This window comes from Streptomyces sp. NPDC056527 (assembly GCF_042794475.1).
In the GTDB taxonomy this organism is placed as follows: domain Bacteria; phylum Actinomycetota; class Actinomycetes; order Streptomycetales; family Streptomycetaceae; genus Streptomyces.
In genome coordinates this window covers 20,734-33,595 of sequence record NZ_JBHTTQ010000083.1, presented here as the reverse complement: position 1 = coordinate 33,595, position 12,862 = coordinate 20,734, and the positions used below count along the sequence as shown (strand labels likewise).

Below are 12,862 nucleotides of genomic sequence, written 5' to 3'. Positions count from 1 at the left end.
AGGCAGTCGTTCCGCCACGCGCGGGCGACTGCCTCCGGCGCCCCGCCATGGCAAGCGATGCCCCATATGATCGCTTTTCATGGGAGAGGTCCGTTTGTCCACCGAAGGAACGCCCCGGGGCACCGTCCGTTCGCGGCGCAGCGCCGCGTTCGCCGTCTGGTACCTGCGCGCCGTCACGTTCATCAACTTCCTGAGCGCCGTGTGGGTCTCGCTCGGCCAGGACCTGCGCAGACACAACACGGACAACTACTTCACTCCGTACATGCTGACCGCGGGCTTCGCCTCGGGCGTCTTCACGCTCTTCCTGGCGATCACCATGCGCCGCCGCAAGCGCGCCGCCTGGATCCTCAACATCGTCCTCAGCGGACTCTTCCTCGCGCTCTTCGCCCTCGCGATGGCCTTCCCCGAGATCCGGCAGCACGCCCAGAACTGGATCTCGCTCGTCCTGACCGCCGCGTTCGTCCTCGCGCTGCTGCTCGGCCGCAAGGAGTTCTACGCGAAGGGCGACCGCTCCAACCCGCTGGCCGCCGCCGTCGTGGCGGTCGGCGGACTGCTCGTCACCTCACTGCTCGCCGCCGTCCTGGTCACCGTCACCAACACCGAGTCCGGCGGCTCCACCTTCCTGGAGCGCTGGCGGTACGGCGTGATGCGGCTGATCACCCTGGCCGCCGACGACTCGCGCTTCGACGGGATCTCGACGCCCGGCTGGGTCGACGTCACCATCAACGTGCTGTCCACGCTCCTGATCATCGCCGTGCTCTACGCGGCGTTCCGCTCGCGCCGGGCCGTCGACCCGCTGACGGAGGGGGACGAGGAGAAGCTGCGGCTCCTGCTCGACAAGTACGGCGACCGCGACTCGCTCGGCTACTTCGCGCTCCGCCGCGAGAAGAGCGTCGTGTGGTCCCCCAGCGAGAAGGCCGCCATCGCCTACCGGGTGGTCGGCGGGGTCTCGCTCGCCTCCGGCGACCCCATCGGCGACCCCGAGGCATGGCCGGGGGCGATCGAGCCCTGGCTGGCCGAGGCGCGTGAGCACGGCTGGGTCCCGGCCGTCATGGGCGCCTCCGAGGAGGCCGGCACCATCTACGCCCGGCACGGTCTTGACGCCCTGGAGCTGGGCGACGAGGCGATCGTGGAGACCGACGAGTTCACCCTCGACGGGCGCGCGATGCGCACGGTGCGGCAGGCGTTCAACCGGGTCAAGCGGGCCGGGTACGAGGTGCGGATCCGACGGCACGAGGACATCCCCGCCGACGAGATGGACGCGCTGCTCCGCAAGGCCGACGACTGGCGTGACGGGGCCACCGAACGGGGCTTCTCCATGGCGCTCGGCAGACTCGGCGACCCGAGGGACGGCCGGTGCGTGATGCTGGAGTGCACCGACGGGCAGGGCGAGCTGAAGGCGGTGCTGTCCTTCGTGCCCTGGGGCCCCAAGGGCCTCTCGCTGGACCTGATGCGCCGTGACCGCGACTCCGAGAACGGCCTGATGGAGTTCATGGTCATCGAACTCCTCCAGCGCGCGAAGGAGATCGGGATCACGCAGGTGTCGCTCAACTTCGCCATGTTCCGTTCCGTCTTCGAACGTGGCTCGAAGCTCGGGGCGGGACCCGTGCTGAGGATGTGGCGTTCGCTGCTCAGCTTCTTCTCCCGCTGGTGGCAGATCGAGTCGCTGTACCGCGCCAACGCCAAGTACCGACCGATCTGGGAGCCCCGCTTCATGCTCTTCGAGAAGAGCGCCGACCTGCTGCGCATCGGCCTCGCCGCGGGCCGCGCCGAGGGCTTCCTGGAAGCCCCCGGGCTGCCGAAGTGGATGCACCGCAAGCACCTGGAAGGCCGGCGTTGAGGGCCACCGTCCGGGACTTCGCGCACCGCGAGTGGGGCCCGCTCCACACCGCCGTACGGACCGCGCTCGTCACGAGGAAGTGGGGCGCCATACCGATGACGGTGGCCGCCGTCTGCCTCACGGCCCTCTTCCAGCTGGTCCAGAACCAGGACTGGGGCTACCAGCCCGTCCAGAACATCGGCTCGGTCCGGGCCGAGGACCCGCTCTGGCTCGCCCTGCTGCGCACCCCGCTCTCGCTCTTCGTCCCGGCGCTCGACCTGCCGGTGTGGGGCGCGCTGGCCCAGGTCCTGCTGGTGTTCGGCATCGCCGAGATATGCCTGGGGCGGTGGCGGACTCTCGCCATCGCCTATCTGGCGACGCTGGCCGGGACGATGTACGCGCGGGTGGGCATCGCGCTCGGCCCGGACAGCCCTCTCGGGCTGCCCGCCTCGGACGCCCGGGTCGTCGACACCGGCCCCTCGGCCGCCGTGGTCGGCCTCGCCGTCTACGTCTGCTGGCGTTACCGGGCCCGCTGGACCGGGGCACTGGTGATCGTCGCGATGGTCGTGGAAGTGCTGGTCAAGAGCAACCTGGCGGGCAAGGAGCATCTGGCGGCGATCGCCGCGGTGCTGGTGCTCGTGGCGGTCACCGCCTGGCGCGAGCGCCGTCAGCCGCCGTCGGCCCCCGATCCGGAGCCGCGGCCGGGGACCCGCTCCTGGAAGCCGCCGATCACGTCCTGAGTGCGCCGGCGGACCCGGTCCCAGCGCCGGTCGTGCCGGTAGGTGCGCAGCCGGGACTTGGCGCGCGCCCGGTGGCGCCGGCGGTAGAAGTGCCGGGACCACCAGGAGCCGGGCCGGGCGAGCCGTACCGCTCCGACGATCGCGACGAACGGCACCAGGGTGCCCAGCACCGCGATCCGGAACTTCCCCTTCACCAGGGCGATCAGGACGAAGAGGAAGTTCACCACGATGGTGAGGACGACCGTGGCCCGGTTCTGGCGCTCGTCCGGGGTGAGTTCGTTGACGCCGAGCGGCGAGAAGCCGCCGAGGACCAGCACCACAAGCGCGGCGGTCAGGACGACCACCTCGACGCTCTTGCGGCCCTGATCGCTCCAGTAGACGTCGTCGAGGTGGAGGATCAGCGCGAACTCGTCCAGGACGAGGCCGGCGCCGATCCCGAAGACCGCCGCGAAGACACAGGCGGTGACCCCCTCCCGGCCACTGGCGACCGCGCCGAAGCCACCGACGACGGTGAGGACGACACCGGGAACGACATGGTGGATGTGCAGCCCCCCGGCGGACTGCACATTGCCGAACGGGCCCTTCCCCGCCCTGATCATCCGCACGATCGTCCGCGTGACCAGGAAGGTCACCACGAAGGAGAACAGGGCGATGAGCAGCGGGAGCTTCCCGGGCTCGACGAAGTTGGTGTACAACCAGTGACCCATGCCACCTGCTTCCGATATGTACCTGATGCGCAATTTACAAGGTAGCGCGCTGCCTTACCCTGCCCGGATGGACGGCCTGCGTTTCGCCTTCGGCACCCTCACCGTGCTCCCCGCCCGCATCACCCGATGGGACCGGGACGCGGCACGCGCCGGCATGTTGTGGGCCCCGCTCGCGGGCCTCGTCGTGGGCCTCTTCTCCGCGGCGCTCGGCGGACTGTTCCTGCTGTTCGGCTCCGGCCCGCTGCTCGCGGCCGTCGTCACCGCAGCCGTACCGGCGCTGATGACCCGGGGCCTGCACCTGGACGGACTCGCGGACACCGCGGACGGGCTCGGCAGCGCCAAGCCCGCGGGGGACGCGCTGCGGATCATGAAGCAGTCGGACATCGGCCCGTTCGGTGTCATCGTGCTGCTCTTCGTCCTGCTCGCCCAGGTCGCCGCGCTGTACCGGCTGTACGAGGAGGGCTGGGCGTACGGCACGGTCGCCGCCGCGCTCGCCGCGACCGTCGCCCGCCTCGCCCTCACCCACGCCTCCCGCCACGGCGTCCCGGCGGCCCGCCCGGAGGGCCTGGGCGCCATGGTCGCCGCCACGGTCCCGGTGCGCTCGGCCGCGCTGGTCACCGGGGGCGTCCTCGTCCTGTGCGCCGCGGCGGGCGCGCTCTTCTCCCCGTACGACGCGATCCGCCACGTCCTGGCGGCAGCGGCGGGGCTCGGCGCCGCGGCGCTGCTGCTGCGCCGGTGCGTGCGGAGGTTCGGCGGGGTGACCGGCGATGTGTTCGGAGCGGTGGAGGAGACGGCCGGAACGGTGGCGCTCGTCGCCCTGACGCTGGGGTGATCGTTCCGTGACCCGCCGCAGGGCAACCTTCCGCGGGTCCGCCCGGTCATGAAGGCGTGATCAGACGCCTTGCCCGTACCGCTGCCGCGCTTGCCGCCGCCTCCCTCTCGCTCACCGCCTGCGGCGGCGGCACCGACGACAGTGGGGCCGCGAAGCCGGCCGCCCACCCCGTGTTCTCCGAGCCGATCGACCGGCAGGTCTTCCTCGCGCTGCGCCACACACAGAAGGCCGGCAGCGCCGAGCTCCGCCAGACCGTCACCTTCACCTCCCGGCAGGGAGAGGCGGTCCAGACCCTCACGGGACGCGTGGACTTCACCGGCAGCCGGGGCGAGGCGGCGAGCAGCTGGCGCGTTCCCCGGCAGTTCCCGGAGGACGCGCGCGCGACGATCCTCGGCTCCCTGCCGGGTCGGACCACCGGCGACACCTCCAGCCGGTACACGGTGGACACCCAGACCATCCACTACCGCCCCGCCTCGGCCGGCTACTGGCTGCGGTACTCGGGCGACATCAAGCCGCTCTGGGGCGTCGACTCGATCAGCCATCTGCGCGGCTCCGAGGCCGCGGTCGGCGGCACGCTCCTGGAGGCGCTCGGGACCGCGGAGGCGACGGCGCAGTCGGGCACGGCGGGGCGTTCGTACACCGCCACGTTCCCTCTGGCGGCGGCCATGAACCTCTTCCCGTACGACCTGCGGAAGGAGTTCGTCCCCAGACCGCTGAACCACACCGTGAGGACCCCACCGATCCCGGTGACCGTCGACGTCGACGCGGACGGCCGGATCACCCGTGCCCGGGCCGATCTGTCCGCCCTGCTCAGCAAGGAGAAGGACAGCGCCCTCGCGGAGGTCACCGCGCTCCACGCCGAGCTCACCCTCGGCGGATTCGGCGCCTCGAAGCCGACCGCCGCGGCGACGCCCGCCGAGCACACCCTGGACGCGGGCACGGCGGTGGTCGCCACGTACGACGCCAAGTCCGGGGACTGCATGGACTTCAACACCGGTCTGCGTCAGCACCGGTTGGTGACGCGGGTGCCCTGCACCGGCGCCTACGACGGCAAGGTCCAGGGGCAGCACAAGCTCGCCGGTGACTGGCCCGGGACCGGGTCGGCGATGGACCGGGCCAAGCGGGCGTGCGCGGACGTGGCCGGCGACCGGTCCTGGTACACGTGGTCGACCGAGCGGGAGTGGACGGACAAGGGCGAGGGCCGGGCCACCTGCTACACCGTCACCCGCGACTGACCGTCGGTCCCCGGGTCATCGGGCCGGCTCCAGGGCATGCGGGAGCGTGCCCCACGGGTGGGCGCCCGCGCCCGGGACCGCGCAGTGGACGCGGGTGGTCGGCAGGGCCTCGCGAGGGGCCGCGTAGACCAGGTGGCAGTAGTGGTCGGCGACCGGGAGGTCGAGGGCCCGGTAGGAGTCCCAGGGGCCCTCGAAGGTGACCAGCAGATCGGCGAGCGCGGCGTAGCCGGGGTCGGGATGGGCGCCGTGGTTCAGCACCAGTGTCCGGGCCCCGGCGGCACGGGCGGCGACGCCGATGCGCCGGAAGTGGTCCAGGGCCTCGGGAGCGGTCGGCACCTGGTCGAGGAACGCCCCGTCGGCGCCGTACCAGTCGCGGTGGCGGAGCAGATCGGCGACGACCTCGCCGTGCGGCCGGCGGCCGTACGCGGTGTCGACGTAGCCGAGCACCCGCGCCCCGGCGGCGCGCAGCCGCTCCGCGACGGCGGCGAAGGCGGGATCGCGTCTCTGCCCCGCGCCGCTCGCGGGGTTGAGGACGACGCCGTACAGCGACGGCGCGGCCTCGATCACGGCGTCCCAGGCATCCGGTCGCTCGGCGGGATGCTCGTAGAAGGGCACGAGCAGGGAAGGGTTCACGGACGTCCCCTAGGCGCGGTGTGCTGTCGGGCGTATGAGCAGGGCGCCGGCCAGGACGGCCAGGACGGTGGCCGCCAGGCCCGCCGCGACCGGGCCGGCCGTCGGGGTGAGCATCTGTGCCACCGCGGCGAGCGTGCACACGGCGGCCGCGCCGCGGACCGCGCCGAATGCCTGGAGGAGCAGGGCGAGCCAGAGCACGATCCCGACGAGCAGCAGGCCCAGGAGCCGGAGACCTGCGAGGGCCGGGGCGCCCGGCCACAGCAGCGTTCCGACGGAGGCCAGGGCGAGCAGGACGGCGAGATACGCGCCGAGGCAGTGCGCCAGTGTCCCCGCCGCCGCCCGGCGGAACGCGCGGGCGCTGGTGAGGGTGCGCAGCCCGCTGAGGGTCTCGCGGCGGAAGCGGTGCAGCAGCCACTCGGCGGGCCCCATCGACAGGGTGAGCGCGACCACGGGCGCGGCGCCCGTCACCAGGGCGTCGCCGACCCCCGCGTACAGCACGAGCAGGCCGGTGCCGAGGCCGAAGAGGCCGTACGGGAGGGAGGCGATGAGTGGCGGGCCGGACCGCGGCCTCGGCCCTGGGCGCAGTACGACCGCCGCGAAGGTGACCGTGGCCGCCAAGGAGAGGACGAGCAGCCCGGAGCGGAGGGCGTGCGGGAGGTCGTACCAGAACGCTGGCACCGCTCCGGCGAGTGGCAGCAGGGCGCAGAGCAGGGCGCGTTCGCGGCCGAGGACGAGCAGGACGGTAGCGGCGCCGAGGTAGAGGGACTGTCCGGCGGCGAACGCGACGACGCGCCACGCGCCGGGCCCGGCGGACGCGAGGGCGACGGCCGATCCGACGAGGGCGCCCGCCGGGGCGCCGAGGAGCAGGGCGCGGGCGGCGGCCCCGCGATCGCCGAGGCCGAGCCAGGAGTACGCGCGATGGGCCAGGGCCTGGTTCCACACCCACCCGGCGACTGCCGACGCGAGCAGCGGGCCCTTGCCCGGCCCGGCGAGGAGCGGCGCCGCGAGGACGTACGCGAGGCCGGGCAGGGCGAAGACGAGTCCGCGCAGCAGACAGCCGACGAGCCCGGTGTGCCAGGGCCCGCTGGGCGGGACCTCCGGCTGGGGGTGACGCCGCTCCACGCGCGCGTAGAGGTCCTCGGCGAGCGCGAAGGAGTCGGCGCGCCCGTAGGTGAGGCGGATGTGGTCGTCGGTCATGCCGTCGGATTCCAGGATCGCTGCTATCTCGTCGGGGTGCACGGCGCCGGCGGCCAAGGCGTCGAACCGCGCGGCGAGTTCGTCGATCGGGTCGACGGCGAGGGGCCCCTGGTCGAGCGGATCCCGATCGAGCCGGTCCCGTACCGAGGCCCCCTGCTCGGCGCCCGACCCGCGCGGGCGCGGGACCACCGGCAGGGTGTCCCGCATCGTGCCGTTCTTCAGCCACAGTGAGCCGCTCACGACAGGGAACCTCCGCCGACGAGTTCCTGGCGCCAGGGGTCGGTCAGCCGCACGGTCCAGTCCGTCCCGGCGTCGAGATCGTCCAGGGGCGTGACGGGCTCTCCGGCGAGTTCGCGGTAGATCTGACGGAAGCCGTCCACGGAGCGGTGCAGGGTGAAGCGGTCGACGACCCGCTGCCGGGCCCTGCGGCCCAGTTCGGCCCGCCGCTCCCCGTCGCTCAGCAGTTCCGTCATGGCCGCCGCCAGCACGGCGGGTTCGCGGGGCGGGACGACGAGTCCCGTGTCGCCGACGGCCTCCCGTACCCCGCCCACGTCCGTGGACACCGTGGCCCGTCCGCAGGACATGGCCTCGATCAGGGAGAAGGGGAAGCCTTCGCTGATCGAGGACAGCGCCACCACGCTCCCCGCCGCGTAGGCGCCGGCCACGTCGGAGACCCGGCCCTCGAAGGTGATGCCGTCGGTGACGCCCAGCTCGGCCGCCAGCTTCTCCAGACGGGTCCGGTAGTCCTCGTTCCCGGCCGGTACCGGGCCGAACAACCTCAGCCTCAGCTCGGGGAGTTCGGCCCGGCAGATCGCGTACGCCCGGATCAGCGTCTCCAGGTCCTTGATGGGGTCGATCCGGCCGCACCAGCTGAGCGTGGGCGTCTCCGGCTCGGGCCCCGCGTAGGGGAAGGCATGCGGATCGACGCCGTTGTAGACGGTCCGGATGCGCGCGGCGGGCGCGCCGCCGCGCTCCTCCCAGCGCCGGTTGTACTGGTTGCAGGGGGTGATCAGGTCTGCCTTGCGGTAGCCGAGGGTGTTGAGCTCGCGGTAGAAGCCGAGCATCAGGGCCTTGACGGGCCAGCGTTGGGCCTCGGTGCGGTAGCCGAGGTAACGCTCTCTCAGATAGATGCCGTGTTCCGTGAGCAGGAAGGGCACTCCCTCGAAGCGCTGGGCCGCGAGCGCCGGCAGCGTCGCGAGGCCGCTGGAGACGGCGTGCGCGACGCCGCTGCCGGATATCCGGGCGGCGAGCGGCCGGAGCGCGTGCTCCAGCAGGTCGGTGGCGGTCAGCGCGTCGTGGACGGTGGGCCGGGCCGCGGCCGTCGGCAGATGCGGCATGGTCCAGATCCACATCAGGGAGCGCAGCATGCTCTCCGAGCGCAGGGCCGCAGTGAGCCCTCCGCGTCGGGCGAGTTCGGCCAGGGCGTAGAGGCCCTCGCCGAAGTCGCAGCCGGCGCTGGGATCGAGTATCGAGAGCAGGAAGCGCTCATAGGTGTCGACCAGGCGACGGCGTGCCCGCCCGCGCGGGGCCCGCCCCCGCTCCGGGGCGAGGCCCCAGAGCGGGAAGGCGGTGTGCCGTCGGACGTTGGACGGCAGCTCCCAGGTGACCGGTTCGCGGCCACTGCCGGTGAGGGCGAGGACCTCGAAGTCGACCTCGGGCATCCCCCGGACGAGCTGGTCGCACCAGGTGCTGACTCCCCCGTGGACATGCGGATAGGTGCCTTCCGTGAGCATGGTGACGTGACGGCCACTGCTCGGCATGTGCGTTTCCCCCAGAACGTACGGTCAGTGGTCAGTGCGCGAGACGGTCGGCGGGTCTCAGACGGTCGGGAGCCGGAGCGTGGTCGCGCTCTGCAGAGCCTCCGGGGCCGTCCAGGCCGAGCGCGTTCCGGCGTACGCCGTCCCGAACACCGCCGTGCCGAGGATGAGTTGCTTGCGCGTTCCCTCGGGGACGGTGATCGGCGCGGTCACGCCCGCGGGCGCCTTGACGGTCACGGTCGTACCGATGCGGTACGCGGTGACCTGGCCGGCCGCGAGCGCCTGGTCCCATGCGGCACGGCGGTTCAGCTCCGTGCCGACGTCACGCTGACGGGGGTTCACCAGCGGGGTGTTGTCGGCGAAGAGGGCCCGGTAGTCGGCGAGGACCTGGTCGAGGACGGGGTAGAGGATGCGCTCCTCGGCGAGGTTGGACTGGTGGACGTAGTGCGGGCGCGGGTCGTTCGCCACGATGTGGGCGAGGGCCGTGCGCGCCTCCTGCGGGACGATGTGGGAGGCGTACCCGGTGGCGGTGTCGAGCGGGGCGGGCAGGCAGGTGGAGGCCGGGTTGGACTCGCAGATGCCGCTGCCGCCGTCGGCGCGGGAGGTGTAGATCCAGTTGTACTCGTCGGCCATCTCGGCGGCCGTTCCCACGTTGTAGTACACGTTCATGGGGTGGCGCGGGACGGTCTTCGCGGCGCCGACCGCGCGCTGCTGGGGCTCCCGGGAGTTGTCGCTGGCGATCCACTTCACGCCGTTGTCGGCGAGCGCGCCGGCCAGGTTCGGGTTGTCGGCGCCCTGCTGCGGAAGGGTCTTCAGACCGGAGTGCTCGCCGGTGACGAGTTCGGTGCGGTCGACGGAGATCCCCTTGGCGACCGCCCAGTTGTGGTTGTCGCGGATCTGTCCGGAGATCACGCTGCGGCTCGTCCACAGAGTGGCCCCGGTGGCGTTCTTGGCGCACTGCCAGGGAACGGTGCTGTTGTCCTGGACGCAGCCGAGGAAGGGGTGGGTGTAGGTGTGGTTCACCCAGCGGTACTGGGCGCGGTCGGCGATCAGCTGGGCGGCGAGCGGGTCGGTGCCACCGTGCTCGGTCTTCCACTGCTCGCCCTGGCCGCCGTTGTAGACCATGTCGAGGGTGAAGCCGGAGGACTTCTGCCAGGCGGCCGCGTACCGGGCGTCCTCGGCGGTCATCCGGACGGGGTTCTCGCCCTCGCCGTCGCCGCCCACGCAGTCGAAGTCGCCGGGGGTGCAGTTGCGCTCCGCGTCCCAGCGGGCGTCGGGGGCGAGGACGTCGTCGACGTGGACGGAGAAGTAGCTGCGGCTCTGGCCGAGGTGGACGCCCTGGGTGAGCCATTCGACGATGCCGCGGGCGAGCGCCCGGAACTGTCGCTGGTACTGGTTGTAGGCGAAGGTGACGACCAGTTCGCGGCGCCCGTCGTGGGCGTACTCGCCGATCAGGCTGGCCCGGCCGCCGCCGTCGACGGGGATGTCGAGGTAGCTGGTGTAGCCCTCGCGCGGCCGGCCCGCGTAGCCGTAGCTCTCGGCGATCGCCGGGTCGTTGTCCTCGAAGGTCAGCGGCCCGTCCAGGTGGCGGAAGGGCCCGGCCCGGCCGGCCGCGGTGACGGAGGCGGCGGCCCCGTCGAGGGGACCCGACAGACCCCCGTCACTGGTGTAGTCGAGCCCGACGCCGGGGTGGGCCCAGGTGTACGCGTCGACCTGCGGGATGCCGAACGTCTTCTCGTACGCGGTGAGGGCCGCCTGCTCCGCGGAGTCGGGGCCGAAGGCGGACTCGTGGGGCAGGACGACGCCCTGGAACTTGGCCCGGGGGCGGCCGGAGACCGTGTCGCTGAGGAACCCGGCGGTGATGACCGGACGGCCGGAATCGGCCAGATCGACCCGGCGGTACGGGACACCGGTGGAGCGCAGTTCGGAGGTGATCGCCTCCACGGCGCTTCCGCCGTCGTCCACGACCAGGACGGTGAGGTCGATCCGCGGAACCGTCTCGGCGGCACTGGCCGCCGCGGACGGGATGACGGTGGCCAGGAGCGCGGCGGCCAGCAGGGATGCCGTCCTGGCTGATCTGGGCATACGGGATCCGGCAGAGTCCATCTGGTGGTGTCCCCCCTCGACAGGCCCGACCGGATAGGGAGGACCTGTGGAGATGATGCGGATGATGCAAAGGAGCGGCTGCTGCCCTTGCGCGAATGAGGCGAGTGTGACCGAGCTCTCCGACACTGAGGGGTAAACGTGAAAGAGACACCACGGATGAGTGAATCACCGTCGCCGTGAGCGAACACGAAGAGCGAGCGTAGGCTCGTTCTCGGCGGTTCCCGGGCCGAAATACGATGCGGCGGGCACGGTCGACCCATCCCTCGACCGCCACAGAACTCAATGGAAGCGAGATTTCACCACCGTGACTGCTCTCACTCTCAGCACTGCCGGCGCGGCGACGCTGCGCGCCGACGTCCTTGTCGTCGGCGTAGCGAAGTCCGGAAAGGGTCTGCTCGTCGCCCCGGGCGCCGAGGCCGTTGACCAGGCGTTCGACGGCAAGCTCGCGGCCGTCCTGGAGACCCTGGGCGCCGCGGGTGCCGAGGGTGAGGCCACCAAGCTGCCCGCCCCCGCCGGCCTCAAGGCCCCCGTCGTGCTCGCCGTCGGTCTGGGCTCCGCCCCCGAGGACGGCCAGGCGTACGGCGCCGAGACCCTGCGCCGCGCCGCCGGCACCGCCGCCCGCACCCTGAACGGCACCAAGAAGGCCGCCTTCGCGCTGCCGGTCACCGCGGCCGAGGACGCCGAGGCGATCGCCGAGGGCGCCCTGCTCGGTGCGTACGCCTACACCGCGTACCAGGAAAGCAAGAACGGCAAGGACGCGAAGAAGCCGCTGGCCGAGGTCGCCCTGCTCGGTGCCAAGCCGCGCGACAAGGCCTTCAAGGCCGCCGCCGAGCGCGCGCTGGCGCTCACCGAGGAGATCAACCGCGCCCGCGACCTGATCAACATGCCGCCGAACGACCTCTACCCCGAGACGTTCGCCGCCATCGTCACCGCCGCCGGCAAGGAGCACGGCCTCAAGGTGCAGGTGCTCGACGAGAAGGCGCTCGACAAGGGCGGCTACGGCGGCATCCTCGGCGTCGGCAAGGGCGCGGTCCGCGGCCCGCGCCTGGTCAAGATCGCCTACACCCACCCGGAGGCGGAGAAGACCCTCGCCCTCGTCGGCAAGGGCATCACCTACGACTCGGGCGGCATCTCCCTGAAGCCGGCCGGCCACAACGAGACGATGAAGTGCGACATGAGCGGTGCCGCCGCCGTGTTCGCCGCGGTCGTCGCCGCCGCCCGCATCGGCCTGGCCGTCAACGTGACCGGCTGGCTGGCGCTGGCCGAGAACATGCCGTCGGGCTCGGCCACCCGCCCCGGCGACGTGCTGCGCATGTACAGCGGCAAGACCGTCGAGGTCCTCAACACCGACGCCGAGGGCCGGCTCGTCCTCGCCGACGCTCTGACCAGGGCCTCGGAGGAGAACCCTGACGCGATCGTCGACGTGGCGACCCTGACCGGCGCGATGGTGCTGGCCCTGGGCAACCGGACCTTCGGCATCATGGCCAACGACGACGACTACCGCACCGCGATCCACGAGATCGCCGAGGAGGTCGGCGAGCAGTCCTGGCCGATGCCGCTCCCGGCGGACCTGCGCAAGGGCATGGACTCCCCGACCGCGGACATCGCGAACATGGGCGAGCGGATGGGCGGCGGCCTGGTCGCCGGTCTGTTCCTCCAGGAGTTCGTGGGCGAGGGCATCACCTGGGCGCACCTCGACATCGCGGGCCCGGCCTTCCACGAGGGCGCTCCGTACGGCTACACCCCCAAGGGCGGCACCGGCTCCGCGGTCCGCACCCTGGTGAAGCTGGCCGAGCGGACGGCCGACGGCGAGGTCTGAGCCGTCGTGTGACGTTC

Annotated in this window: 10 protein-coding genes; 5 read left to right on the top strand and 5 right to left on the bottom strand. The window is 72.3% G+C overall.

Annotated elements, in window-relative coordinates; translation table 11 throughout:
• Window positions 1-79: 79 nt before the first annotated feature.
• The gene (locus ACFQ7Q_RS29090; RefSeq protein ID WP_383560172.1) at window positions 80-1,840 is read left to right on the top strand and encodes a phosphatidylglycerol lysyltransferase domain-containing protein; all 1,761 of its coding nucleotides are present in this window, start codon (window positions 80-82) and stop codon (window positions 1,838-1,840) included.
• Window positions 1,837-2,559 (top strand): hypothetical protein, encoded by a 723-nt coding sequence (locus ACFQ7Q_RS29085; protein WP_383560170.1) that lies wholly within the window; start codon window positions 1,837-1,839, stop codon window positions 2,557-2,559. The genes ACFQ7Q_RS29090 and ACFQ7Q_RS29085 overlap by 4 nt, the downstream gene beginning before the upstream one ends.
• Here the strand turns inward: ACFQ7Q_RS29085 and ACFQ7Q_RS29080 are convergent.
• On the bottom strand, window positions 2,487-3,266 hold the full coding sequence (locus ACFQ7Q_RS29080) for a hypothetical protein (RefSeq protein WP_383560169.1): 780 nt from the start codon (window positions 3,264-3,266) through the stop codon (window positions 2,487-2,489). The genes ACFQ7Q_RS29085 and ACFQ7Q_RS29080 overlap by 73 nt on opposite strands.
• 67 nt (window positions 3,267-3,333) lie before the next feature.
• Here ACFQ7Q_RS29080 and cobS point away from each other — a divergent pair, with 67 nt between their 5' ends.
• Both cobS and ACFQ7Q_RS29070 read left to right on the top strand, forming a co-directional pair.
• The gene (cobS, locus tag ACFQ7Q_RS29075) at window positions 3,334-4,098 is read left to right on the top strand and encodes an adenosylcobinamide-GDP ribazoletransferase (protein WP_383560168.1); all 765 of its coding nucleotides are present in this window, start codon (window positions 3,334-3,336) and stop codon (window positions 4,096-4,098) included.
• 56 nt (window positions 4,099-4,154) lie between these two features.
• Window positions 4,155-5,333 (top strand): hypothetical protein, encoded by a 1,179-nt coding sequence (locus tag ACFQ7Q_RS29070; RefSeq protein WP_383560167.1) that lies wholly within the window; start codon window positions 4,155-4,157, stop codon window positions 5,331-5,333.
• 15 nt (window positions 5,334-5,348) lie between these two features.
• Here ACFQ7Q_RS29070 and ACFQ7Q_RS29065 read toward each other — a convergent pair whose 3' ends face one another.
• From ACFQ7Q_RS29065 to ACFQ7Q_RS29050, 4 genes are read right to left on the bottom strand one after another with little or no spacing between them, the layout of a single operon-like run.
• Window positions 5,349-5,966: a spherulation-specific family 4 protein gene (locus ACFQ7Q_RS29065; RefSeq protein WP_383560166.1), complete on the bottom strand. Its 618-nt coding sequence runs from the start codon at window positions 5,964-5,966 to the stop codon at window positions 5,349-5,351.
• A 9-nt stretch (window positions 5,967-5,975) separates the two neighbouring features.
• Window positions 5,976-7,403 (bottom strand): hypothetical protein, encoded by a 1,428-nt coding sequence (locus ACFQ7Q_RS29060; protein ID WP_383560165.1) that lies wholly within the window; start codon window positions 7,401-7,403, stop codon window positions 5,976-5,978.
• The gene (pelF, locus tag ACFQ7Q_RS29055) at window positions 7,400-8,923 is read right to left on the bottom strand and encodes a GT4 family glycosyltransferase PelF (RefSeq protein WP_383560163.1); all 1,524 of its coding nucleotides are present in this window, start codon (window positions 8,921-8,923) and stop codon (window positions 7,400-7,402) included. The genes ACFQ7Q_RS29060 and pelF overlap by 4 nt, the downstream gene beginning before the upstream one ends.
• Window positions 8,924-8,980: 57 nt before the next feature.
• On the bottom strand, window positions 8,981-11,005 hold the full coding sequence (locus tag ACFQ7Q_RS29050) for a hypothetical protein (RefSeq protein ID WP_383560162.1): 2,025 nt from the start codon (window positions 11,003-11,005) through the stop codon (window positions 8,981-8,983).
• 325 nt (window positions 11,006-11,330) lie between these two features.
• Here ACFQ7Q_RS29050 and ACFQ7Q_RS29045 point away from each other — a divergent pair, with 325 nt between their 5' ends.
• Window positions 11,331-12,845, top strand: a complete 1,515-nt coding sequence (locus ACFQ7Q_RS29045) for a leucyl aminopeptidase (RefSeq protein ID WP_383560160.1) — start codon at window positions 11,331-11,333, stop codon at window positions 12,843-12,845.
• Window positions 12,846-12,862 lie beyond the last annotated feature (17 nt).

Bases quoted from the DNA above. Each gene is read 5' to 3' on its own strand.
- pelF (WP_383560163.1), bottom strand. From the start codon at position 8,923: ATGCCGAGCAGTGGCCGTCACGTCACCATGCTCACGGAAGGCACCTAT.
- ACFQ7Q_RS29050 (WP_383560162.1), bottom strand. From the start codon at position 11,005: ATGCCCAGATCAGCCAGGACGGCATCCCTGCTGGCCGCCGCGCTCCTG.
- ACFQ7Q_RS29090 (WP_383560172.1), top strand. From the start codon at position 80: ATGGGAGAGGTCCGTTTGTCCACCGAAGGAACGCCCCGGGGCACCGTC.
- ACFQ7Q_RS29080 (WP_383560169.1), bottom strand. From the start codon at position 3,266: ATGGGTCACTGGTTGTACACCAACTTCGTCGAGCCCGGGAAGCTCCCG.
- cobS (WP_383560168.1), top strand. From the start codon at position 3,334: ATGGACGGCCTGCGTTTCGCCTTCGGCACCCTCACCGTGCTCCCCGCC.